The 24,891-nt window shown below is 46.2% G+C and carries 24 protein-coding genes; 15 read left to right on the top strand and 9 right to left on the bottom strand.

Annotated features, from left to right (window positions below; genetic code table 11):
* Nucleotides 1-70 precede the first annotated feature (70 nt).
* Complete coding sequence (locus EJO50_RS07050) at nt 71-691, top strand: hypothetical protein (RefSeq protein WP_125972776.1); 621 nt, start codon at nt 71-73, stop codon at nt 689-691.
* Nucleotides 692-805: 114 nt separating this feature from the next.
* Here EJO50_RS07050 and arfB read toward each other — a convergent pair whose 3' ends face one another.
* The 4 genes from arfB to fnr form a co-directional block, all read right to left on the bottom strand.
* A complete protein-coding gene (gene arfB / locus EJO50_RS07045) occupies nt 806-1,213 on the bottom strand; it encodes an alternative ribosome rescue aminoacyl-tRNA hydrolase ArfB (RefSeq protein ID WP_125972774.1) in 408 nt (135 codons plus the stop codon).
* A gap of 109 nt (nt 1,214-1,322) precedes the next feature.
* The gene (locus EJO50_RS07040; protein ID WP_125972772.1) at nt 1,323-4,109 is read right to left on the bottom strand and encodes a DNA translocase FtsK; all 2,787 of its coding nucleotides are present in this window, start codon (nt 4,107-4,109) and stop codon (nt 1,323-1,325) included.
* A gap of 217 nt (nt 4,110-4,326) precedes the next feature.
* Complete coding sequence (locus EJO50_RS07035) at nt 4,327-5,022, bottom strand: hypothetical protein (RefSeq protein WP_125972770.1); 696 nt, start codon at nt 5,020-5,022, stop codon at nt 4,327-4,329.
* Nucleotides 5,023-5,029: 7 nt separating this feature from the next.
* Entirely contained in the window at nt 5,030-5,779 is a 750-nt protein-coding gene (gene fnr, locus EJO50_RS07030) for a fumarate/nitrate reduction transcriptional regulator Fnr (RefSeq protein ID WP_125972768.1), read from the bottom strand.
* A gap of 132 nt (nt 5,780-5,911) precedes the next feature.
* Here fnr and hemN point away from each other — a divergent pair, with 132 nt between their 5' ends.
* From hemN to EJO50_RS06990, 8 genes are all read left to right on the top strand, one after another.
* Nucleotides 5,912-7,315 (top strand): oxygen-independent coproporphyrinogen III oxidase, encoded by a 1,404-nt coding sequence (gene hemN, locus EJO50_RS07025; protein WP_125972766.1) that lies wholly within the window; start codon nt 5,912-5,914, stop codon nt 7,313-7,315.
* 5 nt (nt 7,316-7,320) lie between these two features.
* Entirely contained in the window at nt 7,321-7,980 is a 660-nt protein-coding gene (locus EJO50_RS07020) for a sulfite exporter TauE/SafE family protein (protein WP_125972764.1), read from the top strand.
* A gap of 119 nt (nt 7,981-8,099) precedes the next feature.
* Nucleotides 8,100-8,468 (top strand): response regulator, encoded by a 369-nt coding sequence (locus tag EJO50_RS07015; RefSeq protein WP_125972762.1) that lies wholly within the window; start codon nt 8,100-8,102, stop codon nt 8,466-8,468.
* A complete protein-coding gene (locus EJO50_RS07010; protein ID WP_125972760.1) occupies nt 8,465-9,082 on the top strand; it encodes a chemotaxis protein CheC in 618 nt (205 codons plus the stop codon). Before EJO50_RS07015 ends, EJO50_RS07010 begins: the two co-directional genes overlap by 4 nt.
* A complete protein-coding gene (locus tag EJO50_RS07005) occupies nt 9,082-10,035 on the top strand; it encodes a GGDEF domain-containing protein (RefSeq protein WP_125972758.1) in 954 nt (317 codons plus the stop codon). Before EJO50_RS07010 ends, EJO50_RS07005 begins: the two co-directional genes overlap by 1 nt.
* A gap of 196 nt (nt 10,036-10,231) precedes the next feature.
* Complete coding sequence (locus tag EJO50_RS07000; protein ID WP_125972756.1) at nt 10,232-12,154, top strand: PrkA family serine protein kinase; 1,923 nt, start codon at nt 10,232-10,234, stop codon at nt 12,152-12,154.
* 76 nt (nt 12,155-12,230) lie between these two features.
* Nucleotides 12,231-13,508 carry a YeaH/YhbH family protein gene (locus EJO50_RS06995; protein ID WP_125972754.1) on the top strand — a complete coding sequence of 426 codons (1,278 nt, stop codon included), beginning with the start codon at nt 12,231-12,233 and terminating at the stop codon, nt 13,506-13,508.
* A complete protein-coding gene (locus EJO50_RS06990) occupies nt 13,505-15,043 on the top strand; it encodes a SpoVR family protein (RefSeq protein WP_125972752.1) in 1,539 nt (512 codons plus the stop codon). Before EJO50_RS06995 ends, EJO50_RS06990 begins: the two co-directional genes overlap by 4 nt.
* A 67-nt stretch (nt 15,044-15,110) precedes the next feature.
* Here EJO50_RS06990 and rplI read toward each other — a convergent pair whose 3' ends face one another.
* The 5 genes from rplI to fdxA all read right to left on the bottom strand — a co-directional run bounded on the left by rplI (nt 15,111) and on the right by fdxA (nt 16,986).
* Nucleotides 15,111-15,560, bottom strand: a complete 450-nt coding sequence (gene rplI / locus EJO50_RS06985; protein WP_125972750.1) for a 50S ribosomal protein L9 — start codon at nt 15,558-15,560, stop codon at nt 15,111-15,113.
* Between the two features lie 15 nt (nt 15,561-15,575).
* Nucleotides 15,576-15,803 carry a 30S ribosomal protein S18 gene (gene rpsR, locus EJO50_RS06980; RefSeq protein WP_046351876.1) on the bottom strand — a complete coding sequence of 76 codons (228 nt, stop codon included), beginning with the start codon at nt 15,801-15,803 and terminating at the stop codon, nt 15,576-15,578.
* 8 nt (nt 15,804-15,811) lie between these two features.
* Nucleotides 15,812-16,117, bottom strand: coding sequence for a primosomal replication protein N (gene priB, locus EJO50_RS06975; RefSeq protein ID WP_164521447.1), 306 nt, complete (start codon nt 16,115-16,117; stop codon nt 15,812-15,814).
* Nucleotides 16,118-16,174: 57 nt separating this feature from the next.
* The gene (rpsF, locus tag EJO50_RS06970) at nt 16,175-16,543 is read right to left on the bottom strand and encodes a 30S ribosomal protein S6 (protein WP_125972746.1); all 369 of its coding nucleotides are present in this window, start codon (nt 16,541-16,543) and stop codon (nt 16,175-16,177) included.
* A 119-nt stretch (nt 16,544-16,662) separates the two neighbouring features.
* Entirely contained in the window at nt 16,663-16,986 is a 324-nt protein-coding gene (gene fdxA / locus EJO50_RS06965; RefSeq protein ID WP_125972744.1) for a ferredoxin FdxA, read from the bottom strand.
* An 870-nt stretch (nt 16,987-17,856) separates the two neighbouring features.
* On the opposite strand from fdxA, the gene EJO50_RS06960 reads away from it, so the two are divergent.
* The 6 genes from EJO50_RS06960 to trpA are packed head-to-tail and all read left to right on the top strand — an operon-like array spanning nt 17,857 to nt 24,817.
* Complete coding sequence (locus EJO50_RS06960; RefSeq protein ID WP_206434471.1) at nt 17,857-20,724, top strand: motility hub landmark protein FimV; 2,868 nt, start codon at nt 17,857-17,859, stop codon at nt 20,722-20,724.
* Entirely contained in the window at nt 20,721-21,347 is a 627-nt protein-coding gene (locus tag EJO50_RS06955) for a CbiQ family ECF transporter T component (protein WP_125972742.1), read from the top strand. The genes EJO50_RS06960 and EJO50_RS06955 overlap by 4 nt, the downstream gene beginning before the upstream one ends.
* On the top strand, nt 21,347-22,129 hold the full coding sequence (gene truA / locus EJO50_RS06950; protein ID WP_125972740.1) for a tRNA pseudouridine(38-40) synthase TruA: 783 nt from the start codon (nt 21,347-21,349) through the stop codon (nt 22,127-22,129). Before EJO50_RS06955 ends, truA begins: the two co-directional genes overlap by 1 nt.
* Nucleotides 22,130-22,140: 11 nt before the next feature.
* Nucleotides 22,141-22,770 (top strand): phosphoribosylanthranilate isomerase, encoded by a 630-nt coding sequence (locus tag EJO50_RS06945; RefSeq protein WP_125972738.1) that lies wholly within the window; start codon nt 22,141-22,143, stop codon nt 22,768-22,770.
* A complete protein-coding gene (trpB, locus tag EJO50_RS06940) occupies nt 22,767-23,996 on the top strand; it encodes a tryptophan synthase subunit beta (RefSeq protein ID WP_125972736.1) in 1,230 nt (409 codons plus the stop codon). Before EJO50_RS06945 ends, trpB begins: the two co-directional genes overlap by 4 nt.
* Before the next feature lie 2 nt (nt 23,997-23,998).
* Nucleotides 23,999-24,817, top strand: coding sequence for a tryptophan synthase subunit alpha (trpA, locus tag EJO50_RS06935; RefSeq protein WP_125972734.1), 819 nt, complete (start codon nt 23,999-24,001; stop codon nt 24,815-24,817).
* Nucleotides 24,818-24,891 lie beyond the last annotated feature (74 nt).

Raw genomic sequence — 24,891 nt, 5'->3', positions numbered from 1 at the left:
ATGAAAGAGTGATTTAACGATTTATGTAATATTCATTTTAAGTAATCATACTTTCAAATGATGGGGGCATATGCTTGGAATTTCCGGGCTTGGATGTGTAGGCTTTAATCCTTTTAATTATCCAAGGGTGAGTAGGCAGAATCGTTTTGCTTTAATTAAAAAAGTGAAAAATGAAATTTCACCTTATCTGCCTAAGGTGACGATCTGTGATCGCCCGTTTGTAAATGTAAACGGTGTAATACAATATAGTTATGGGTTGGATAGAGTGGCTATTCGTCAGCGCCGGGTTGCGCTTGCAAAACTGTATGGCCTTTCATTATCAGAAGCGTCATCTGATAATCGATTTATTATTGATTTAGCCAGAAAAGTATTGGGAACAGAGGGAATGCCGGGGCAATGTGCAGAAATGGCATCAATTTCTGCTTTAAAGTTGAAAAATATTGCAGCTGCAGCAGGGCTTTTCGTTTATACATGTCAGCTGCCGGATTGTAATCATACAATTACATTATTATCGAATACATTGTATAAGCCGTATGAAAAAATAAATTGGGCCAGAGAGTCAAGTTCAATTGTTGTGGATCTATGGCAGGGGGCTTTATCGCAAGATAAAGGTGATGCTCTTGTTTCTTATGCAGCTCAAAATGGATATACAAAATCCAGGCCACGTGCCTATATTCAGTGCAAAGTTTAAAATAATATTTTTTGTGCCAAATAAAGATGCCAGGGCAGCAAATTAAAGTGGTTCTATTATTTAGGATGATCAATACTTGATTGTTATGCTTCGGGTATTTTCTATTAAATTAACTTAATCACTTACTCTGCCCCTTAGTGCCTTAATGTTTCCACGCTTGTTTTTGCTATCCAGCCGTCTGGTTTGTGATCCTTTGGTGGGGCGGGTGGCTTTGCGCGGGGTGGCGACGGTAGCGACACTTTCGATTAGTTCAAACAAACGTAAAATACCATCCGCACGGTTTTGCTCCTGGCTGCGATATTGCTGCGCCTTAATGACCACCACCCCTTCTTTACTAATGCGTTGGTCCCCAAGCGCCAATAGGCGCTCTTTTAGTGGCAGAGGAAGCGATGAGGCGGTGATGTTAAAGCGTAAATGCACCGCACTTGAAACCTTATTCACATTTTGCCCGCCCGAGCCTTGAGCGCGAATGGCGGTGAATTCCATTTCGGTGTCGGGAATGTTAAAACGGATTGTCAGCATTTTGAATGACTACTCATAAAGAAGCTCAAGCTTGATCTTATTGTGTTTTCTCAGTAAACCTCCGTGCCCTTTGTGTTATTCGTGGCTCAGAATTCGGTTTTCTGCATGATCACGATTCCATCGCAGGCGGTGCCAGGACCGTGCGGTTGCCATTGCTTTCCATCTGGCTGACGATGCCGGAGTTTTCCATTTGATCGATCAGTCTTGCCGCGCGGTTATAGCCAATTCTAAGCTGGCGCTGTACGGCCGAGATGGAGGCGCGGCGGCTTTTGAGGACCAAAGCCACGGCTTCATCGTAAAGTGGATCGCTCTCGCTGCCTTCATTATTGTTGTTGATATTTGAGGCGCTGGCTTCTGCATCAAACCCGCCATTTAGCACGCCATCAATATAACGCGGTTCACCAAATTGCTTGAGGTGCTCTACCACCCGGTGCACTTCATTATCATCAACAAAAGCACCGTGAATGCGCTGCGGGTAGCCAGAGCCGGGCGGCAGGAATAGCATATCACCTTGGCCGAGCAGCGCTTCTGCGCCCATCTGATCAAGAATAGTGCGGCTATCAATCTTGCTGGAGACCTGAAACGCCAGGCGGGTCGGGATATTAGCTTTAATTAAGCCCGTAATCACATCCACCGAGGGGCGTTGAGTGGCCAGAACCAGATGAATCCCTGCAGCTCTGGCCTTTTGTGCCAGGCGGGCAATCAGCTCTTCAATTTTTTTGCCGGCTACCATCATCAAATCGGCAAATTCGTCGACGACCACCACAATAAACGGTAAATGCTCCAGGGCTTCCGGCTCGTCTGGTGTTAATGAAAATGGATTGGTCAGCCGCTCGCCACGTTGCTCGGCCTCACGAACCTTCTGGTTAAAGCCAGCCAGATTGCGCACACCAAAGGTGCTGAGTAAGCGATAGCGTTTTTCCATTTCAGCGACGCACCAGTTCAAGGCATTGGCGGCCAGCTTCATGTCGGTGACCACCGGTGCCAGCAGGTGAGGGATGCCATCGTAAACCGATAATTCCAGCATCTTTGGGTCGACCATAATAAAGCGCACTTCCTCGGGTGTGGCTTTATACAGCAGGGATAAAATCATCGCGTTTACGCCGACTGATTTACCCGAGCCCGTGGTTCCTGCCACCAGCATATGTGGCGCTTTGGCCAGATCGGTCACAATCGGCGCGCCGGTAATGTCTTTACCCAGCGCAATGGTGAGCTTACTTTGATTTTGTTGATAAACATCGGAGGATAATATTTCGGATAAGCGAATCATTTGCCGGGTGGGATTGGGTAATTCCAGCCCCATGCAGGTTTTGCCCGGAATGGTTTCCACCACCCGAATTGAAACAAGGCCCAGCGCACGCGCCATATCTTTCATTAGGTTGACAATTTGCGCGCCGCGCACGCCAACAGCGGGTTCAATTTCGTAACGGGTAATTACCGGGCCTGCGTAGGCATCCAATACCGATGCTTTAACCCGAAATTCGGCCAGTTTTTCTTCAATTAGAATGCCACGGTCTAACAAATCGTCCTGGCTGATGGTTTCAATTTCCGGGGCTGGCGGGTGTAGCAGGCTAAGCGTTGGCATAAAGTCGTCGCTATAGTGCACAGGCTCTGCAGGAGGTAATGGTGCAGGAGCGGGAGGCTTGGACCAGGTAAGCGGGGCTGAAGGCTGTAGTCCTGCGACGGGTTCTTGTTCAAGGGAAGCCGTTATTGGCTCGACCGGGTAGGCGGCAACTTTTGCTTTGGGTAATTCAAGGCGTGGCTCGGGTAATTCTGGAAAGGGCTCGGAGATGGTGGATTCGATCACCTCAGACTCAATAATGGGCTGTAAGGTGATGGTTTCACCGGGCTCCCAGGTTGTTTCAGCAGAAGGCTCGATCCGTATCTTGGCAAGGGCTGGTCTCGTAGCAGCACTTGGTGGGTCTTCATTTAAAGTAGGCTCAATGCGTGGAGCTGGTTCGGGTTTAGTCTCTAGCTGAAATAGGCGCGGGCTGGATTTAATATTATTGTTGGTTTTGGGGCTGCGGCCAGTCACTGGTGCAGCTTCGGGGGCTTTACCATGAATATGCAGTAAACGCTGATGAATTTCTTCACTGGCAATGAGGGGTAAAGCCGCTGGCGCCGCAGGAGGTGGCTGCTCGATATGGCGTTTTACCCTGTGATCACTTTGCAAGTGCTGTTTAATTTGCGGTAAATCAATGAGTGGCAAAGGGGGGGCAGCGGTGGTGGCAGGCTGGCTTTTAAGGTGAGAGAAGAGCTCCTCCCGGCAAATAGCTTGTGAGTTTTGCGTTGTTGTTTCAATAGATTTAAGAGAGGCAGATTTAAGCAGATTGACTACCGGGCGTCTTGCCACAATGGGCATGGCAGGGGCGGTGGGCGTGGCTCTATCGTGTTCTGGTGTTTTTACTGCTGGTAAAGTAGACACCGCCGGAGAGCCAATAGATTCATCCCAATCCTCTTCTGCGGGCTCTTCAGTTTCATCCAGATGCACGGGATCAAACTGGGCCTTGATACTATCAATAATAGCTTTCGCACCGGTTTCTATCGCCAAGCCCGTTTTTTCCAGAATGACACTCCAGGGGGCCTGGCGCCAAAGCGGAACACCCAAGCCCAAACCAATGGCAAATAAGAGCGCTGATAAAATGGCTGAATAGCTTAATAAGCTTTGCCCTGCTGCTAACGTGCTGAGCGCAACAGTGAAACCAAGGTATTCAGTTGCAGACTGCTTTTGCTGTTTCCAGGCTCGCTCTAAAGCAAAAAATGCGCACAACCAGGCGGCGAGGGCAATATGACGGTTAAAGCCTAACAGTGCGATCAAAATAAACGCAGGGCAAAGCCAGGCTAAACGGGCTGTTTGCAATAAGTGATTGATTCGGGATATGAATCGAATTGACATGTTTTACAAATCCAAGACAGCAAAAATAAGCAGACTCGGCATTATCCGCTTCCTTGGGAAGAACGCCAATCAGCAAAAAGGCCAGAGCTTGGTGTAACTTGTCGTGGTGGTACGAGTTAAAAGCACACCCGTTCTATATAGGGCGGGCATTTTGTATGCGAATGCCTGTGATTTAGCTTATTTGATTGGCGTTTATATGGGACAGATATTGATTTGTTTATGGTTGATTTTTGCAATTTAAAAGTTGTATTAATAGCTGGGCCAGCGCAGCAGCAGGTTCCTGGTTCTCAGCCAGATCAAACAGGGTAAGCTGATGATGGAAGGCTTGATGGCTTCTGTTGTTTGCTAATACTGAATATGCTTTGCAAAGCGCGGCAATTTCCTGTGATTGCGTGGCCTGTAATTTAGCGAATGCATTTAAATCTACTTTAGAAGAGGGCTTGCCATCGGGGGAGATGATTTTCCAGCTCTCAATAAGTGGTTGCATCATAGCGTGTTGCAATAGCGCCAGAAAGCTTGCTGCACCCGCACCTCCGGCATGAAGCCAGCTATTGCGTCCTGCTGGTGCCAGAGCGTCGATAAGTGGTGCGGCGACTTTCAGTGCGGCCTGTGTGCCACTGGCTGCAATCATCCAGCCTAGCTGGGTGGCATACTGAGGTTCTCCAGTGAGGGACAGATCAATATGATGCCAGCCTTGTGTTTCGGCCCAGCGTGCACAGTGTAAATAATCTTCTAAGTTTTGATGTCCGGCAGAAATAAGCAGACCTTTTATGGCGAGTGCAGGAATCTTTGCCTGCATATCGAGCGGGAGCAGCATGAGTTGTGGTAGTTGTAAAGGAGTAAGCCGGGATTGCAATGACTCTAAAATGGCCGCAGGGGCTAAAAACAGAACTGGGCCATTTAAAAGGGTCATGGGAGGCTTATTGTTGGCTGTTATTGATGAGTTGCTTTAGCGCATCGGAGTCAATAATTTCAATCAGGCGGTTCTGTACTTTAATCAGGCCATTCTCTTGAAACTTGGAAAGTGAGCGGCTTACGGTTTCTAGTTTTAATCCCAGATAACTGCCGATTTCTTCCCGTGTCATCCGTAAATGAAAACTGCTGGCAGAATAGCCACGAATTGCAAAACGCTGTGACAGGTTCAGTAAGAAGGCGGCGATGCGCTCTTCTGCCTTCATGTTGCCGAGTAACAACATTACGCCATGATCACGGACAATCTCACGGCTCATGAGTTTATAAAAATGATGTTGCAAGACCGGGATGCGGCGACTTAATTCTTCCATATCAGAGAAGGGCAACTCGCAAACTTCGCTGTCTTCCAGAGCAATGGCATCGCAAGTGTGCAGATCAGAGCTGATAGCATCCATGCCCATTAGCTCACCTGCCATATGAAAACCTGTTACCTGTTCGCGGCCATCTTCTGAAATGACACTGGCTTTGAAAAAGCCCAGGCGGATCGCGTAAAGGGAGCGAAAAGGCTCACCAGCGCGGTAGAGAGCCTCACCCCGCTTGATGGGTTTGGCTTGAGTAATTAAGGCATCAAGCTCGCGCATTTCTTCCGCTGAAAGACCGATCGGCAGGCATAACTCACGCAAGCTGCAATTGATACAGCTTTGGCGAAGATGCTTAAGGCTAAGATCACGTAATGGGATGTGAGATGTCGTTGTCATGAGGCGTTTCAATTCATGTTCTCGATATCACGTAGTAAGCACAATTTCTTGTGTAGACTTTGATATCGATCAAGGTTATGAAAAATGAATCTGGGCAAGCTGCACCGATACAATAAAAAGGATGAAACTAGGATGCTCCAGGATAATGTTGCTGTATTACAGCCACTTGATTTTGATCGAAATTTAATTAGCCAGCACAATGGGAAAGGCCCAAGGTACACATCCTACCCCACTGCGGATCGATTTGCTGTAATGGATGCACATACTTACGAGCAAAGTGTACTGCAACAACAGCCGGGCACTCGGATCAAGCCCCTTTCCCTGTATTTTCACCTGCCATTTTGCAATACTATCTGCTATTACTGCGCCTGTAATAAAGTGATCACCAAGGATCAAAGTAAAGCAGATCAATACCTCGATTATCTCCTTAAAGAGGTAAAGTTACAGTCGGCATTATTAACTAAGCGTGGCACGGTTTCCCAGTTGCATTTTGGCGGCGGGACACCTACGTTTTTGAATGACTTGCAATTGAGCAGGTTAATGGAGGGGATTCGCACCCATTTCGATTTAAAGGCTGACGGTGAGTTTTCGATTGAAATTGACCCTCGCAAGGTGAGTGCAGCGACAGTAGCGCATCTAGGAAGTATTGGTTTTAACCGTATGAGCGTAGGGATCCAGGATTTTAATTTAGAAGTTCAGCAGGCGGTTAACCGTGTGCAAAGTGAAGAAGAAACGCGTATTGTGATTGATGCTGCCAGAGCAAATGGTTTTAAATCGGTAAGCATTGATCTTATCTATGGTTTGCCACATCAAAGCCAGGCCAGCATGTATCAAACTATAGAGAAGGTGCTCACCTTACGGCCTGATCGGCTGGCCTTGTATAGTTATGCTCATTTGCCCGAACGGTTTATGCCGCAAAGACGGATTGATGCTGGGCAATTACCCTCAACTGAGGGTAAACTCGATATTCTGCAAAGCAGTGTGAATCAGCTACTGGCTGCAGGTTATGTATATATTGGCATGGATCATTTCTCCCTACCTGATGATGCTTTGGCTATTGCTCAGAGACGCGGGCAATTGCATCGTAATTTCCAGGGTTATTCTACTCACGCCGATTGTGACCTGATGGCTTTTGGTGTGTCGGCAATTGGCAAAGTCGCCAATTGTTTTGCGCAAAATGTAAAAGATTTAGATACGTATTATCAGTATTTAGATGCGGACCGCTTGCCTGTTGATCGCGGTTTGTTAATGGGGCACGATGATTTTTTACGTGGCTCGGTAATTCAATCACTTATGTGCCAGTTCGAACTTGGTTTTCGGTCAGTTGAAGTATCTTATTTAATTGATTTTAAAAGTTATTTTTCAGATGAGTTGAAATTGCTTGCCCCCTATCAGGACGATGGTTTGCTTGTGCTGAGGGATGATTCAATCACGATTACTGCGAAGGGGCGTTTTCTGGTTCGTTCTATTGCAATGGTTTTTGACCGGTATTTACGTCATGCCGCACCTGCAGGGCGCTATTCTAAGTTGATATAAATTGAATGCTTGAATTTGATCTTTTTGCATTATTTCTTGCTGGTCTATTAGGCGGCGGGCATTGTGTCGGAATGTGTGGTGGCATTGTTGCTGCATTTAGTTTGCAACTTCCGGATGGTGCCCGTTGGCATTACCACTTTGGGTTTAATTTTGGGCGCTTATTGGGCTATTGCCTGATTGGCATGCTTGCAGGGCTACTCGGCTCTTTATCCGTGCTGCTTGCCTTGCAGGGGGTTAAGAGTGGCTTATCTATCCTGGCTAATTTGCTGCTGATTTTATTGGGCAGTTATATGGCAGGCTGGTCTTCACAGATTCTTTTTCTGGAAAAAGCAGGGCGTCCGTTATGGAGTAAGATTCAGCCTTATATGAGGCTGTTTTTACCCGTTAAACGTTGGTCAGATACGCTCATTGTTGGCGCACTCTGGGGGTGGCTGCCCTGTGGTTTGGTTTATACCGCGTCATTAAATGCTCTTGCAAGCGCTAGCCCTTGGCATGGTGGGCTGATTATGCTGTCTTTTGGTTTAGGCACTCTCCCCAATTTATTATTGATGTCTGTATTTTCTGAGCAGCTACGGCATCTGTTCAAAAATAAGTATTTACGCTGGTTTTTTGGTGGTAGTTTGATGCTGTTGGGGTTTTATAGATTGATTCAGCTTATTGTTTGAATATAAATCAGTGTTTTGATCGCGATAGATATAAAAAATTGAAGTCATTGATGTTTTTTAAAAATAATTCGTGTGCTTTAGGTGTAGTGTCTGTTTATAAAAAAGGATTTCCCAGAAAAATGCCTACCCCCATTTTGGTTGTTGATGATTCAGCTATGGCCAGAAAAATGCTGATTAGAGCCTTGCCTGCTAACTGGGATATTGAAATTACTCATGCGTGTAATGGAATTGAAGCACTGGCTGCATATCGCAAGGGCAAAGCCGATGTGATGTTTCTGGATTTAACTATGCCGTTAATGGATGGGTATTCTGTATTGGAAGTCTTGCAAAAAGAGGGGTTAAATAGCTATGTAGTAGTAGTCTCGGCAGATATTCAGCCACTTGCACGTGAGCGTGTACGGCAATTGGGGGCTGCGGCTTTTGTTCAAAAACCAGTGAAAGCTTCTGATATTGAGATTATTTTGCGTGAATATGGAATTGCTTTATGAATGAAGAATTGTTCTTGACTGAAGAGCAAACGGATGCTCTGCAAGAAATTACCAATATTGCAATGGGTCGTGCAGGTGCGCAATTAGCTCAAATTCTAGATACTTTTATTAAATTATCCGTTCCTCGTATTAATATTATCCAAGCTTCTTCCGTGTCCAGTAATATTTTGAATATGATTGGCTCCAAAAATGCAGCAACAGCAATTCGTCAGTCGTTTAATGGTTCTTTATCAGGGGAGGCCATGGTGGTTTATGACCAGCATGGTTGTAGAAATCTTGCCGATTTGATGGGGTATGATGGTGTTATTGACCGAGCTTCAGAGCGTGAATTACTTTTGGATGTCGGTAATGTGCTGGTGGGGGCCTGTTTAAACGGCGTGGCTGATTTATTAGGCGCATCCCTCGTTTATTCGGCACCGACGATTATGGCAGAAAATGTTGAGGTTGATAAACTTATCAATATCAAGCAAGTTACCTGGAATTATGCTCTGCTGGTTGAAGTTCACTTTACTTTAGAGATTCGTGATTTTACTTGCCATTTGCTTACATTGATGCCGGAAGAGTCTATTTTACGATTGCAACTGGCAATTGATGCGTTTATGGAAAAAATATAATGCAACAAAAACTGTGTGATTTTATTGTTAATGAAGTGAATGTTGGTATTTTCTCGCTGGATAAGAGTCATCGTATTTTACTTTGGAATCGTTTTATGGTTCAGCATAGCGGTATTCGTGCTGAGCAGGCGATTGGTGCGAATTTATTTGAGTTGTTTCCTGAATTACCACAAAAATGGTTAAGTAAAAAAATTGAAAGTGTTTTTGTATTAAAAAATTTTGCTTTTACCTCTTGGGAGCAAAGACCCTATTTATTTAAGTTTTCATATCATCGTCCTATTACCGGGGGGATGGATTTTATGCAGCAAAACACTACTTTTATGCCTGTACGTAATGAATCGGGAGAAGTAGATGCGGTCATTGTTAATTTGTTTGACGTTACTGATAATGCGATCGCCCAAAACCTATTACAAAATGCGATGGGAAAGCTTGAAGAGTTTTCTAACCGCGATGGTTTAACAGGAATTTATAATCGCCGCTATCTTGATATGCGCTTCACTCAAGAGCTAGAGCGGATGTCTCGTTATCAGGCTGCTTTTTTCACGGTTATTTTATTTGATCTGGATCGCTTTAAGCTGGTGAATGATCGGTATGGGCATATTGCCGGGGATGAAGTATTGCGGGTGGTTGCCTCACGTGTGCTGACTATTTTGCGTGATACCGATATATTTGGCCGCTATGGCGGTGAAGAGTTTTTGCTCTTGTTACCACAAACTGATTTAGCCGGTGCGGAAATAGCCGCAGAGCGTATTCGGGAAATATTGTGTTCATCACCCGTACAGGTTGGGGAAACTAAAATTCAGATATCAGCCAGCCTGGGAGTATCTGCGTGTCATTCTGGCTGCAGTAACCCACAGCAGGTGATTGAAGAAGCTGATTTGGCGCTATATGCCTCAAAGCAAAATGGGCGGAATCGAACGACTGTTTTCTCTGCAGATTTACGTGAATCTTGATTTGTTTATGACGTTTAATAGAGCCCTTTGGGCTCTTTTTTTTGGGCTCTTTTCTGAGGATAAATGAGTAACATAAATTTATCAGCAATGTAGTTGTAATTTTTTGAAATAATTGACTTCTCTATGTCTATAAAGAGTGCAGAGGTGTGGCAATCGTCACGCTGCCTGAACGACATACACGGTGAGGAGAGGCGTCATGGATGTCTTTAACAATTTTGCTGCACGTTACGAGCGCACACGTGAAGAAGAGATGTCACTGCGGGACTATCTTGAGCTGTGCAAGCACGACCAGGTTGCTTATGCCACTGCAGCAGAGCGCATGCTGATGGCAATTGGGGAGCCGGAATTAATTGATACCCGGCTTGATTCGAGTTTGTCGCGTATTTTTCAGAATAAAGTCATTCGTATTTATCCGGCATTTCGTGAATTTTATGGTATGGAAGAGGTGATTGAGCAGGTGGTTGCCTATTTTCGCCATGCGGCACAAGGTCTGGAAGAAAAAAAACAAATACTCTATTTATTGGGGCCAGTCGGTGGAGGGAAAAGCTCTATTGCTGAGAAATTAAAAGAATTAATGGAGTGCGTGCCTTTTTATTGCATTAAAGGCTCGCCGGTCAATGAATCCCCTTTAGGTTTATTTAATGTTGAAGAGGATGGTGCTCTATTACAAGAGCAATTTGGCATTGAGGGGCGGTATTTAAAAACAATTCCTAGCCCCTGGGCGGTTAAACGGCTGCATGAATTTAATGGGGATATTAATCAATTCAGAGTGGTAAAGCGCCATCCTTCAGTGTTACGCCAGGTTGCAATTGCTAAAACCGAACCAGGTGATGAAAATAATCAGGATATCTCTGCCCTGGTGGGGAAGGTAGATATTCGTAAATTAGAAAAATATGCGCAGGATGATCCTGATGCATATAGCTACTCAGGTGGGCTTTGCCTGGCGAATCAGGGTTTGCTTGAGTTTGTGGAAATGTTTAAAGCTCCGATTAAAGTATTGCATCCCCTGCTAACGGCAACGCAAGAAGGCAATTTTAAGGGAACAGAAGGTTTTGGTGCGATTCCTTTTGATGGCGTGGTGCTTGCTCATTCAAATGAATCAGAATGGAAGCAATTTAAAAATAATAAAAATAATGAAGCATTTTTAGATCGTATTTATATTGTAAAAGTGCCGTATTGCCTGCGGGTGAGCGAGGAAGTAAGGATCTACGAAAAGCTAGTGCAAAACTCCTCTTTATCTAAAGCACCTTGTGCACCGGGCACGCTTAAAATGATGGCGCAATTTGCTATTTTATCCCGCTTGTGCGAGCCGGAAAATTCAAGTATTTTTTCAAAAATGCTGGTTTATGATGGTGAAAATTTAAAGGATGTTGATCCCAAGGCAAAATCTATTCAGGAATATCGTGATTTTGCGGGGGTTGATGAGGGCATGAATGGTCTGTCGACACGGTTTGCATTTAAGATTTTATCCAAAGTATTTAATTTTGATCATGCCGAAGTTGCCGCCAATCCTGTGCATTTATTGTATTTGCTTGAGCAGCAGGTAGAGCGTGAACAATTTTCTGCCGAGCTGGAGCAAAAATATATTTCATATATCAAAGAATTTATGGCTTTGAAATATGTTGATTTTATTGGCAAGGAAATTCAAACCGCTTACCTGGAAAGCTATTCGGAATATGGGCAAAACATTTTTGACCGCTATGTCACGCTGGCTGATTACTGGATTCAGGATCAGGAGTATCGCGATGCAGATACGGGCGAATCATTTGATCGAACCAGTTTGAATAATGAGCTGGAGAAAATAGAAAAACCGGCAGGTATTTCTAACCCTAAAGATTTTAGAAATGAAATTGTTAATTTTGTATTACGTGCCCGTGCTAATAATGGGGGGAATAATCCTGCATGGACATCTTATGAAAAACTGCGCTCGGTCATTGAAAAGAAAATGTTTTCCAATACTGAAGAATTACTGCCGGTGATTTCGTTTAATGCCAAGGCCAGTCACGATGATGCACGTAAACATGAGGACTTTGTAAATAGGATGGTTAGCAAAGGCTATACGCCCAAGCAGGTCAGGCTGTTGTGCGAATGGTATTTAAGAGTACGCAAATCATCTTAATCCAGTGAGGTAGGGTGTGATATCGAGAGTCGCTCGAGATTATCCCCTGCGCCTCACTCCTCACTGGAGTTGCAAAATGATTCATATGATTGATCGACGTTTAAATGGTAAAAATAAGTCGGCGATAAATCGGGAGCGGTTTCTTCGCCGTTTTAAGGGGCAAATTAAAGAGGCGGTAACACGTGCTGTAAATGGTAGATCAATTACTGATATAGAACGTGGCGAGAAAGTATCTATCCCTGTTAAAGATATTAATGAGCCGGGTTTTGCCCATGCATCGGGGGGGATTTGGGAGCGGGTTTTCCCCGGAAATGATCGCTATAGCCGCGGGGATGAAATTGATCGTCCCTCAGGTGGCGATGGTGCAGGGGGGGATGGCGGGGCGGGTAATGGCGGGGATGGTGAGGATGATTTTGTTTTTGAGTTAAGCAAAGAAGAGTTTTTAGAGTTTTTCTTTGATGATCTTGAATTGCCTAATTTGGTTAAAACCCAATTAAAACAGAGCATGGTCATGAAGCCAGTCCGGGCTGGTTTTACCTCGGATGGCACGCCGACCAATATTCATGTATTGCGTAGTTTGCGTGCGGCATTAGGGCGGCGTATTGCTTTATCGGCAGGGCCGTTAGAAGAATTAAACACCCTGCAGGAGCAATTGGATGAATTGCTGGAAACGCAAGGAGAGCGCTCGCAAGAGGTGCAAACCTTGCAAGCCATTATTCGCGAATTAAAAGCGAAACTGGTTTGTATTCCCTATATCGACCCCTTTGATTTGAAATACACCAATCGTGTTCGTGTACCAAAACCTACTACCCAAGCTGTGATGTTTTGCATTATGGATGTTTCTGGTTCAATGGATGAAGCAAAAAAAGATATTGCAAAACGGTTTTTTATTTTGCTTTATTTATTTTTAGTGCGGGCTTATGAAAAAATTGAAGTTGTTTTTATTCGTCATCATACACAGGCAACCGAAGTTAATGAACATGATTTTTTTCATGCAAGGGACACGGGGGGTACGGTTGTTTCATCAGCATTAAAACTTGCAAAGAGGATTATTGATGAGCGTTATCCTGATGCAGATTGGAATATCTATGTCGCCCAGGCCAGCGATGGGGATAACTGGGATTCTGATTCGCCACAGTGCCGCCAATTATTAAGCACTGAAATTATGCCGCTTTTACAATATTACGCTTATGTGGAAATTACCGAGGGGGAGCCGCAGAATCTCTGGTTTGAATATGAAAAAGTGGCAGAACAGAATACGCATTTTACGATGCGGCGTATTCGCAACCCTTCGGAAATCTGGCCAATCTTTAAAGAGCTATTTAAAAAAGTCAGCGCAAGGGGGGGAGCATGAGTGCAAATACACGCCAAAAAAAAACGCGCGCAAAAAAAATATTATCAGTGGGTTCAGAATGGTCATTTGAATTAATTGATGACTACTATCGGGAAATAGCGCGCGTTGCCAAAGGGTTTGGTCTGGACACTTATCCAAATCAGCTGGAAGTCATTTCTGCAGAGCAAATGATGGATGCCTACGCTTCGGTGGGAATGCCGGTTATGTACAATCATTGGAGTTATGGTAAGCATTTTTTATCTACACAGAAATCATATCAGCGCGGGGCAATGGGGCTGGCTTATGAAATTGTAATTAACTCCAGCCCCTGTATTGCCTATTTGATGGAAGAAAACACCATGACTATGCAGGCGCTGGTGATTGCGCATGCTGCATTTGGGCATAATTCTTTTTTCAAGGGCAATTATTTATTCAGAAGCTGGACCGATGCCACGGCCATTATTGATTATCTGGTGTTTGCAAAAAACTATATTGCCCAGTGTGAACAGCGATATGGTGAAGATAAGGTAGAAGAGCTGCTTGATTCTTGTCATGCACTGATGAATTACGGTGTTGATCGTTATAAACGTCCGCAAAAATTATCACTATCATTGGAGCTGGCAAAGCAATCGGAGCGGGCAAATTATCAGCAATCGCAGATTAATGAGCTGTGGCGCACAATTCCCAAGCGTATTGAAGAAGAAGAAACGCATGAAGAAAGCCGCTTTCCTTCAGAGCCACAAGAGAATTTATTGTATTTTATTGAGAAATACGCACCCTTATTAGCGCCATGGCAAAGAGAGATTGTGCGAATTATTCGTAAAATCGCTCAATATTTTTATCCGCAGCGCCAAACTCAGGTAATGAATGAAGGCTGGGCTACTTTCTGGCATTACACTTTACTGAATCAATTATACGATGAAGGTTTGGTAGATGATGCTTTTATGCTGGAATTTTTACATAGTCACACTAATGTGGTTTTTCAGCAGCCTGTTACGAGTAAATGGTTTAACGGGATTAATCCTTATGCTTTGGGTTTTGCAATGTTCCGTGATTTGCGGCGAATTTGTGAGGAGCCCACCGATGAAGATAAAGCGTGGTTTCCTGATCTGGTGTATACCGACTGGAAAAAGACGCTGGATTTTGCAATGCGTAATTTTAAAGATGAAAGCTTTATTTTGCAGTATCTCTCTCCTAAATTAATGCGCGAATTTCGTTTTTTTGCCATTTTAGATGATGATTATTTGCCAAAATTAAAAGTAGCAGCAATTCATGATGATGCGGGTTATTTAGATATCAGGCAAAAGCTGGCTGATCAATATAATCTGGCAGGAAGAGAGCCTAATATTCAGGTTTATGAGGCCAATACACAGGGAGATCGCTCATTAACTTTAAGGCATTATCAATATCAGCGCAGGCCGCTAGGAAATAGCGTGCATGAGGTGCTTAGGCATATTTCAAGGCTTTGGGGTTTTTCAGTCAAGCTTGAAAGCGTCGATGAAAAAAACCGCATATTGCTAAGTTATGAATGCAAGCTGGAAAAACGAGGGGGCTGAGAGATAAAAAAACGGCAATCCGAAGATTGCCGTTTTTTTTATTGAAGCGCTTAATTAATCGTAATGATTAGTTAATGCCAACAACAGTTACTTTTACTGCAGCAACAATTTCGTGGTGCAGAGCAAGTTCAACTTCATATTCGCCGATTTGCTTGAAAGGACCTTCAGGCAGACGAACTTCAGATTTAACCACTTCAAAACCAGCAGCAACGAATGCCTCTGCAATGTCTTGTGTGCTAACCGAGCCGAACAGACGGCCATCAACACCGGCTTTTTGTTCGATAGTAACTGCAGAGCCTTCCAGCTTAGCAGCGCGAGCTGTAGCTGCGGCAATGATTTCAGCCTGACGTGCTTCAAGCTCGATACGGCGAGCTTCAAATTGTGCCAGGTTAGCTGCAGTTGCGCGCTTTGCTTTGCCTTGTGGTACCAAGAAGTTACGTGCGTAACCATCTTTTACCGTAACCACATCACCAAGACCACCTAAGTTCGCTACTTTTTCGAGCAGAATGATTTGCATTTTTATTCCTCTCGCTTAGTGTTGATCGGTGTATGGCAGAAGCGCAAGCAGGCGAGCCACTTTGATCGCTTCAGACAATTGGCGCTGGAACTTAGCTTTAGTACCAGTAATGCGGGCAGGGATGATCTTACCGTTTTCAGAGATAAAGTCTTTTAGCAGAGCAATATCTTTGTAATCCACGTGGGCAATGCCTTCGGCGGTAAAGCGGCAGAATTTTTTCCGCTTGAACAGATGACGCGACATGATAAACCTCAATTCAACAATTCAAATTCTTCGAGATGCAACACAAGTTCATTGCGATAACGATTACTTTTTGCGGCGATAAAACCTTTGCTGGCTAGTCGTTGCCCTATCTGAACAGGGTCAAGCTTCGCTGCAATATCACCAAGTGCCATCATGGCCACTTCACACTCTACCTTGCGGTGTCTTCCTGCTTCAATCTGCTCTGAAAGGTGAGTGATCACAAGCTCCAGAACAGGCATTCCAGCAGGTGTGTAACGTAAATCGCTTCGTTTTATAACGGTACCGTCAATGAGTACTCGGTTACGTTTGTCCAATTTTAGTAGTCCGGTGAAACGTAGCAAAACAGATCGCTTGGCAACGTTTAACGTACCTTAAGCTTCAGCAGTGCCTTCGGCAGTAGCTGTAGTCAGGGACTTGGACTTCTCTTCCTTCATCATTGGGGAAGCTTCAACAACAGCGTGCTCTGTGCGCAGAGTAATGTGGCGCAGAACGGCGTCATTGAATTTGAAGGCGTGTTCGAGTTCGTCCAAAATCAGCTGGCTGATTTCAACGTTCATCATGACGTAGTGAGCTTTGTGGATCTTTTGGATCGGGTAAGCTAACTGACGACGACCCCAGTCTTCAAGGCGGTGAATTGCACCACCACCGTTGGTGATCAGGGTCTTGTAGCGATCAATCATCGCTGGAACCTGTTCGCTTTGATCCGGATGCACGATAAATACGATTTCGTAATGTCGCATGACATCTCCTTATGGATGTTAAGCCTGCCGCGTGCGACTACGGTCAGGCAAGGGTTGTTAAGAGGGGCGGATCATACCGGATAATCAGGTGCGACTCAAGGAATATAAAACGTGGGCGTTTAACGCTCGATTTGATCAATCTTTCCATTTACCGCAGCCCATGTTTCGTGATCAGGTAGCGGATCTTTTTTTTCTACGATGGCGTGCCAGATTTTAGACATTTCAGCATTTAGCTCGATGTAGTCCTGCATGTCGCTTGGTACATCATCTTCTGCATAAATGGCTTCAACAGGGCATTCGGCAACGCAGAGTGTGCAATCGATGCATTCGTCGGGATCAATAACCAGGAAGTTGGGGCCTTCACGAAAGCAGTCTACCGGGCATACATCGACGCAATCCGTGTACTTGCACTTCACACAGGCGTCGGTCACTACGTACGTCATGATTGAATCCTTTTATATATTAGAATGCTGTACTTGTTAGGGCTGGAGCGTGCCTGATTTTAGCAGAGCTGCGCGCTTTAGATTCGATGAGCTGGTTATTTGTAAAGAATTGGCAGTGATAACTCCGGTAGGTGGTGGCGGTGGGGCTAAAGTTTGTACAGAATGTTTTTCTTTTGTGTGCATGAATGTTTTCGAGTCTTTGATATGAAAAAACATGGATAAGGAAAGGCGTGTTTCTAAATAATGGGTGATTAAATCAGATTTGTTTGTGCCTGCCTTTGCTCGGGTATTCACCTTACTGCGGCTGTGGGGCTTAAATGTGGATTTGGGCGTGGTCAAAAAGGAGCGTTATAATTGTTTGCACGGATATTTGTTTGTACCAATTTATAAGATAATGGTTTGAGTTTTTTATCATTACTTTGGAATATTAAATCTTTGGTATGGTTTTGATTAAATCAAGCTTGCCTAAATGTGATTAAGTAAAATCAATGACTTATGCCTGTTTGATGGCTTATTTTATAGATTTTGTTGTGTCTTGCCGGGGGAAGAACGTGGTATTAAAGTTGAATTTTTGATTTGTTCTGATAACTATTGGAATAGTGCTATATTCTTTGCTATATATTTTGATAGTGTTTTTTATTAGCAAATTGATGTATTGCCTGTTTTGATTGTCTGTATTTTTGTGATGCCTTGGCTTGATCTGAATATGTAAGATCTAGTAAAAAAAATGGATTTAGCCGGGTGAACATGTGGTACAAATTAAGTGCATGACTTGCGCCATGCTTGGCTCAAATGTTATGTTCGTCAGGTTGTAAGTGCCGGGTTTTATGTCATTCCCGGTTAAAAATAAAGTGAAGTGTTGGGGGAATTGTGCCAATCAAACCGAAACTCAAGGCGTGTGTCCTTGCTCTTATATTGACTTTGCCGCCTTCTGCAGGTGCAGTGGGACTGGGGAAGTTAAACGTGCTTTCCGGGCTTGGTCAGCCATTTCGGGCTGAAATTGATCTGGTTTCAGTTCAGCCGGGAGAGTTCGAAAGCCTGCTTGTTCGCCTTGCCTCGCCAGAAGCGTTTACTCAGGCCCAGGCGGCTTATCCTCCTGCGTCACTGGGTTTGCGTCTTGTAATTGAAAAGCGTGCAAACGGCCAGCAATACGTTTTTGTTAGCTCTACACAATCAATCTCGGAGCCTTTCCTGGATTTACTGGTTGATCTGAATTGGTCTGGTGGAAAAATTCAGCGAAGTTACACCGCTTTGATTGACCCGCCGGGCTACCAGAATATCCGGGCTTCTGCCGGAAATGAGATCAAGGCAAAAGAGCAGTTTGCACCCTCTGCTTTGCCTGGTACTCGCCGCAAAGGCACAGTGCTGACTCCTGATAAAAAGAATGCGCCGGTCGCTGCTCAGGCAGAAAAAACAATATCTGATCAGCAGTATAAAGTCCAGGCCGGGGATACCTTATCCAGTGTGGCGCGGCAGACTGCGGCCGAAGGCGTAACACTGGAGCAGATGCTGGTCGGGCTGTATCGGCAAAACCCCGGTGCTTTTGATGGCAATATGAATCGCTTACGCCGTGGCAAGATCTTAAATATCCCGACAAAAGAAGAAATGCAGACCGTGCCTGCAAAAGAAGCGGGTAAAGAGGTACGTTTGCAGTCCAAAGACTGGCAGGCTTACCGGAATAAAGTGGCAGAATCCGTGCAAAAACGAGCCGCTGTTGCAGGTAATGAGTCTGTAAGTGCAGGTCGTATCAATCCAAAAGTAGAAGAAAAAGTAAAGCCAGGCGATGCAAGCCAGGATGTCCTGAAACTCTCTAAAGGGATCGCTCCGGGTAAAGCGAAAGCAGATCAGCAAGGAGAGCAGGCACGTATACGTGCGCTGGAAGAGGAAGTGATCGCCAGACAAAAGGGTCTGGATGAAGCCAATGAGCGAGTTGCCGCATTACAAAAAAATGTTCATGATATGGAAAGGCTGCTGGCGCTTAAAAGTAGCGCCGGTGCTGCATTAGCAAGTAAGGCCAGCGAGGCTGCTGCAGATAAACCTGCTGCTGCGCTGGCTTCTGCCCCTGTTTTGGAGGCGCATGCGTCTGAAACCGTGGCACTGGCAAGCGCGCCACTTGTTCAGCCGACCCAGGAGATTGCAAGTCGGCCTAAAAAACGCCGGGTTATCACGCCTCCGGCACCTGAGCCCGTGGCAGAGCCTGGCCTGATAGATATGGTTGCGGACAATGCGCTGCCTATTGGTGGTGGTTTGGCTGCTGTTTTATTGGGTGGTGTGGGCCTTTGGTGGGCTCGCCGCCGTAAGCAGGGGTCTGCCTTTGCTGATAGTGTTCTGACTGGTGGGGACCTGAAATCCAATACGCTTCTGGGCAATACCGGCGGTGCGGTAATTAGCACCCAGCCAACTGAAAACTCTTTCCTTACCGATTTTAGTCGTCAGGGTTTGGGGACAATCGATACGGATGAGGTGGATCCGATCGCTGAAGCCGAAGTGTATATGGCTTACGATCGTAATGAGCAGGCTGAAGAAATTCTGCGTGATGCACTACTCAAAGATCCTGCGCGTCATGAAATCCGGATGAAGCTGCTGGAAATCTTTGTGGCAAAGAAGGACCCAACATCATACGAAGAAATTGCCGCTGACTTTTTTGCCATAACAGGTGGCAGGGGCGCGCAATGGGAGCAGGCTGCATATCAGGGAAGTGTTCTTGATCCGGGAAACCCTTTGTATAAGCGAATTGAGCCTGTAATTGCACCCGTAGCAGCTATGGCTGCTGCTGTGGCTGCACAGGTAGCAAAACCGCTTGCTGATAATTTGCCTTTTGGTGATTTAAATCTGTCTGCGGCACCGGCAGCCGTTAGTGATTTTGATGCACTAATGAGTGAAGAAATTGCCGAGCCACTACAAGTCAGCACTCCTCATGATTTGGCCGATCTGGACCTGTCTCTTGACTTTGATGTGGCTGCAGGGGCTGCTGCGGAGCCTGTGCAGGAGGTTAATCCTTTTATGGATGCTGCTCAGCAGCAAACCACATTGCCTTCGCTTGATTTACCTGAAGTGACGCCTGCGCTGGGTGTGATCGAAAGTGCTCCTGCTTCTGATGACTTTGCGGCAGGAGTGGATTTTGGTCTGGACGACTTTTTAGTTCCGGAAGAGCCCGAGTCTGCCGCGGCTGCAGATGGTATGCTGTCACTGGATATGCCGGTTGATTTTTCTGGCGCTGGAGCTGCTGCACCGGCTGATGGAGTGTTTGATCTGGATTTTAATGGCCTGGACAGCATACCGGAAGCTGCCGCGATGCCTGCTGATTTCTCGGCTGATTTGCCCGATCTTGATTTGGGTGGAACATCTGCTGCTGAGGGCTCGGTGCTTATGCCGGTCGCTTCCCTGGCAGACGCCTCGGAAGACGTGCTTGAGGCAACGAGTGCGGATAATGGCCTGGGGCTGGATTTTGATTTCTCCCTAGATGCGCCTATCGAAATGACGGTAGCAGCCTCTGCGGCAGAAGAGTCGATTGATCTGGCTGAAATGAATCTGGACTTTGCTGCAGATACAGGCATGCCCTCAGACCCTATGCAGGAGTTTGCAGGGGATGACCCGGTACAAACCAAGATTGACCTGGCGAAAGCTTACGTTGATATGGGGGACACTGAAGGAGCAAGGGAAATTCTGCAAGAGGCAATCGCCGAGGGAAAACCGGAGCAGAAAAAACAGGCTCAGGCATTGCTGGATAATCTTTGATTAGAGTTCATTCTGCAAATCAAATTGTAGTGTGGCTTTGGGTGGCGTCTATTTTGCAAACTTTGCAGGGTACGCCACTCATTGTTTTTTCTGCGGCATGTATTTCCCTGGCCTCTTATGTTTGCCCTGACCGTTGCTGGCTAACTTTGAAACGGACGCGTTTTTTGCTGCTGGCCATTGCACTGGTTTATGGCTGGTCAACGCCGGGGCAGTATCTGTGGGTGAGTCGCTGGTCTCCCACAGAGGAAGGGATGTATTGGGGTGGGCTGCAGCTTGTGCGTCTTCTGGGCGTGCTGGCAACTTTACAGCTGTTGCTGTCGCGCTTAAGCGCTAACCGTATATTTTCAGGGCTTTATACCCTTTTTGCCCCATTAGCCTGTCTTGGGCTCAGACGTGAGCGCTGGGCTTTACGTTTAAGCCTAACAATGGCATTTTCGGCCGAGTTACTGCTGGAGCAAAAGACTTTAAACCGTGAAAGTTTTTTACTGCAAATGGCAAAGGTGGAGCAAGCTGGCAGCTTACACGAAGTCTCAATTCTGGTAGAGTCGCTGTCTTTTTTTGATTTGGCACTGCTTTGGGTCTTGTTTGCCGCAGTGCTATTCACTTTTTTGATGATGGTGTAATGAAATACGCACTCGCAGTGGAATACGATGGCCGTGCCTTCCATGGCTGGCAAATCCAAAAAGATCTACCTACGGTGCAAGCTGCTCTGGAGGCTGCGCTTGGCCAGATGGCAGGAGAGGCTATTCAGGTTCATGCGGCAGGCCGCACGGATGCGGGTGTGCATGGAGCCAGGCAGATTGTTCACTTTGAAACCACGGTTAATCGTCCTTTAACTGCGTGGGTGCGGGGTATTAATAGTTTTCTCCCTGATGCCGTGGCTGTGCTGTGGGCTAAGCCTGTTTCTGAAGTATTTCACGCGCGTTTTTCAGCATTTTCCCGTCATTATCGCTATTTATTGCTGAGCCATCCGGTGCGCCCCGCATTATGGTCGGGCCGTATGGGATGGACGTTTTATGAGCTGGATTTCGAGGCGATGCAGGCTGCGGCACGCCATCTGCTGGGACAACATGATTTTACGAGTTTCAGGGCTGCAGAGTGCCAGGCTAAGTCTCCCGTTAAAACGATGACACAGGTTCAGCTTCAAAAAGAGGGGAATCTTTTTATCTGCGATTTTTCTGCCGATGCTTTTTTGCATCATATGGTCCGTAATATCATGGGGGCCTTATTGCATGTTGGAAAAGGGCATGAATCCCCTGAATGGATGGCCGATTTGATCCTTGCCCGGGATAGAACGAGTGCGCCTCCCACCTTTATGCCAGACGGACTCTACCTCGCTGGTGTAAGCTACCCCCCTGAGTTTGCTCTGGATAGCGAGCCGGTGTTGCGTCATGGCTTGATTTAATGGGAAGAGAAATGAATCCACGCATCAAAATTTGCGGCTTGCTTGATCCGGGCATGGCAAAATGCAGCGCTGAATTAGGGGCTGACGCTATTGGTCTGGTTTTTTATCCACCCAGTCCTCGTTATGTAGAGGCGGCAACTGCAGCGCAAATTGTTGCTGCTTTACCTGCTTTTGTGAGTAGTGTAGGTTTGTTTGTTAATGCAGATGTTACGTTTGTTCGTAATGTACTGGCTAAGGTGCCATTGGATTTACTGCAGTTTCACGGTAATGAAACGCCCGAATATTGTCGCCAGTTTGGACGCCCTTATTTAAAAGCGCTAAGGGTAACACCTGATCTTAATTTGGTAGAATGCGCGCAGCGCTTTGTAGATACGCTTTGCAAAGGGATTTTGCTTGATGCTTTTGTAGAAGGGGTGCCTGGCGGAACGGGTGAAGCCTTTGACTGGAATCTTCTTCCTGAACATCTGCCATTGCCACTGGTTCTATCGGGGGGGTTACATTCTGGTAATGTCCATGAAGCGATTTGTAAGGTTAGACCTTGGGCTGTGGATGTATCAAGTGGCGTAGAAAGCAGCAGGGGAATCAAAGATGCAGCAAAAATTGCTGCCTTTATTAAATCAAGCAGAGAGAAAAGCGCATGACTGAGACTACACACGAGCAGCAGCCCTATCAGCAACCTGATTCCCTGGGGCATTTTGGTCAGTTTGGTGGCATTTTTGTGGCTGAGACCTTGATTCCTGCTCTGGATAAACTACGGGTTGAGTATGAAAAAGCCCTGCAAGACCCTGATTTTGTTGCCGAGTACCATAGCGAGCTAAAACACTATGTTGGCCGCCCAAGCCCGATATACCACGCCAAGCGCTGGTCCGAGGCTTTAGGTGGCGCACAGATTTATTTGAAGCGTGAAGATTTAAATCATACCGGCGCGCACAAGGTGAACAACACTATCGGCCAGGCGCTGCTTGCCCGCCGTATGGGTAAAAAACGCGTGATTGCCGAAACTGGTGCGGGCCAGCATGGCGTAGCGTCAGCTACGGTTGCCGCACGTTATGGCCTTGAGTGCATTGTATATATGGGAGCTGAAGACGTTAAACGCCAGGCTCCGAACGTGTTCCGGATGAAATTACTGGGCGCAAAAGTGGTTGCTGTTGAATCAGGTACAAAAACATTGAAAGACGCCATGAATGAGGCGATGCGCGATTGGGTAACAAATGTCGATTCTACCTATTACATTATTGGGACATGTGCAGGCCCTCATCCTTATCCGCAGCTGGTGCGCGATTTTCAGCGCGTGATTGGTGATGAATGTAAGGTACAGATGCCAGAAATGATCGGCCGCCAGCCTGATGCGGTTGTGGCTTGTGTGGGCGGCGGCTCGAATGCGATTGGTATTTTCTACCCCTATGTGGATGATTTAGCTGTACGCCTGATTGGTGTAGAGGCGGGCGGAGATGGCGTAGAAACTGGCCGTCACGCGGCACCTCTGACCTCTGATGCCAAAGTCGGTATTTTGCATGGCAATCGTACGTTCCTGATGCAGGACGAAGATGGCCAGATCGCAAATACGCACTCTATTTCTGCCGGGCTGGATTATCCGGGCGTAGGACCGGAGCACAGCTACCTGAAAGATATCGGCCGCGCTGAGTATGTGGCGATTAATGATGATGAAGCCATTGCCGCTTTTCACGATCTTTGTCATTTTGAGGGTATCATTCCGGCCCTTGAGTCAAGTCATGCTCTGGCCCATGCTGCAAAAATGGCTAAAACAATGACTAAAGATCAGGTGATTCTGGTTAATTTATCGGGTCGTGGTGATAAAGATATCCCGACTTTAGCCCGTCTCTCCGGCATCGAACTGGGAAATTAAATATGAAGGCTAATCATCCGTCCAGAATTCAGCAGGCATTTTCGCGTTTACAAAGTCAGAATCGCCAGGCGCTGATTCCATTTATTACCGCCGGAGACCCGCATCCTCGGGGCACGGTTGAGGTGATGCATGCGCTGGTTGCGGGCGGCGCGGATATTTTAGAGCTGGGCGTGCCATTTTCTGATCCAATGGCAGATGGCCCGGTGATTCAACGCGCATCGGAGCGTGCACTTTTGCATGGCGTATCTTTGCGCCAGGTTCTTGGTATGGTGGCTGAATTTCGCCAAAAAAATGCAGATACACCGGTTGTGCTGATGGGTTACGCTAATCCGATGGAAGCCATGGGTTACGAGGTTTTTTCAAAAGCAGCACTACAAGCGGGTGTGGATGGTGTGCTCACCGTTGATTTACCACCGGAAGAAGCAAAAGAGCGTGTGGTTATTTTAAAAGCACATGGCATCGATCCTATTTTCTTGCTCGCACCGACAACGCACGCCTCAAGAATTAAAGCGGTTGCAGAGTTGGCGTCAGGCTATGTGTATTATGTTTCCCTGAAAGGGGTAACAGGCTCGGCAAATCTGGATATTGCAGATGTCACTGAAAAACTGAGCGTATTAAAGAAATATCTCACCATCCCGATTGGTGTTGGTTTCGGGATCAGTGATGCAGCTACTGCAAAAGCAGTGGCTGCCGTAGCCGATGCGGTTGTGATCGGCTCGCGCCTGGTACAAGAAGCTGAAAGAGGTGAAGAAGGCCTTGCTGATCGATTAACTGATTTTCTTACCGGCATTCGTGCCGCGATGGACACTGCCCGCATTTAAACGTGTTGTTAAACCCCCGTTATCTGTAAAGAAATGGGGGTTTAATGCCCGTTAAAGCGGTGCTGATGGAGGAA

This window comes from Iodobacter ciconiae (assembly GCF_003952345.1).
In the GTDB taxonomy this organism is placed as follows: domain Bacteria; phylum Pseudomonadota; class Gammaproteobacteria; order Burkholderiales; family Chitinibacteraceae; genus Iodobacter; species Iodobacter ciconiae.
Note: the sequence above shows the minus strand (reverse complement) of the source record. Positions and strands in the feature narration are given on the sequence as shown.

What these genes read in the sequence shown, in the direction of transcription:
- EJO50_RS07050 (WP_125972776.1), top strand. Translation starts at nt 71, where the DNA reads ATGCTTGGAATTTCCGGGCTTGGATGTGTAGGCTTTAATCCTTTTAAT.
- arfB (WP_125972774.1), bottom strand. Translation starts at nt 1,213, where the DNA reads ATGCTGACAATCCGTTTTAACATTCCCGACACCGAAATGGAATTCACC.
- EJO50_RS07040 (WP_125972772.1), bottom strand. Translation starts at nt 4,109, where the DNA reads ATGTCAATTCGATTCATATCCCGAATCAATCACTTATTGCAAACAGCC.
- EJO50_RS07035 (WP_125972770.1), bottom strand. Translation starts at nt 5,022, where the DNA reads ATGACCCTTTTAAATGGCCCAGTTCTGTTTTTAGCCCCTGCGGCCATT.
- fnr (WP_125972768.1), bottom strand. Translation starts at nt 5,779, where the DNA reads ATGACAACGACATCTCACATCCCATTACGTGATCTTAGCCTTAAGCAT.
- hemN (WP_125972766.1), top strand. Translation starts at nt 5,912, where the DNA reads ATGCTCCAGGATAATGTTGCTGTATTACAGCCACTTGATTTTGATCGA.
- EJO50_RS07020 (WP_125972764.1), top strand. Translation starts at nt 7,321, where the DNA reads ATGCTTGAATTTGATCTTTTTGCATTATTTCTTGCTGGTCTATTAGGC.
- EJO50_RS07015 (WP_125972762.1), top strand. Translation starts at nt 8,100, where the DNA reads ATGCCTACCCCCATTTTGGTTGTTGATGATTCAGCTATGGCCAGAAAA.
- EJO50_RS07010 (WP_125972760.1), top strand. Translation starts at nt 8,465, where the DNA reads ATGAATGAAGAATTGTTCTTGACTGAAGAGCAAACGGATGCTCTGCAA.
- EJO50_RS07005 (WP_125972758.1), top strand. Translation starts at nt 9,082, where the DNA reads ATGCAACAAAAACTGTGTGATTTTATTGTTAATGAAGTGAATGTTGGT.
- EJO50_RS07000 (WP_125972756.1), top strand. Translation starts at nt 10,232, where the DNA reads ATGGATGTCTTTAACAATTTTGCTGCACGTTACGAGCGCACACGTGAA.
- EJO50_RS06995 (WP_125972754.1), top strand. Translation starts at nt 12,231, where the DNA reads ATGATTCATATGATTGATCGACGTTTAAATGGTAAAAATAAGTCGGCG.
- EJO50_RS06990 (WP_125972752.1), top strand. Translation starts at nt 13,505, where the DNA reads ATGAGTGCAAATACACGCCAAAAAAAAACGCGCGCAAAAAAAATATTA.
- rplI (WP_125972750.1), bottom strand. Translation starts at nt 15,560, where the DNA reads ATGCAAATCATTCTGCTCGAAAAAGTAGCGAACTTAGGTGGTCTTGGT.
- rpsR (WP_046351876.1), bottom strand. Translation starts at nt 15,803, where the DNA reads ATGTCGCGTCATCTGTTCAAGCGGAAAAAATTCTGCCGCTTTACCGCC.
- rpsF (WP_125972746.1), bottom strand. Translation starts at nt 16,543, where the DNA reads ATGCGACATTACGAAATCGTATTTATCGTGCATCCGGATCAAAGCGAA.
- fdxA (WP_125972744.1), bottom strand. Translation starts at nt 16,986, where the DNA reads ATGACGTACGTAGTGACCGACGCCTGTGTGAAGTGCAAGTACACGGAT.
- truA (WP_125972740.1), top strand. Translation starts at nt 21,347, where the DNA reads ATGAAATACGCACTCGCAGTGGAATACGATGGCCGTGCCTTCCATGGC.
- EJO50_RS06945 (WP_125972738.1), top strand. Translation starts at nt 22,141, where the DNA reads ATGAATCCACGCATCAAAATTTGCGGCTTGCTTGATCCGGGCATGGCA.
- trpB (WP_125972736.1), top strand. Translation starts at nt 22,767, where the DNA reads ATGACTGAGACTACACACGAGCAGCAGCCCTATCAGCAACCTGATTCC.
- trpA (WP_125972734.1), top strand. Translation starts at nt 23,999, where the DNA reads ATGAAGGCTAATCATCCGTCCAGAATTCAGCAGGCATTTTCGCGTTTA.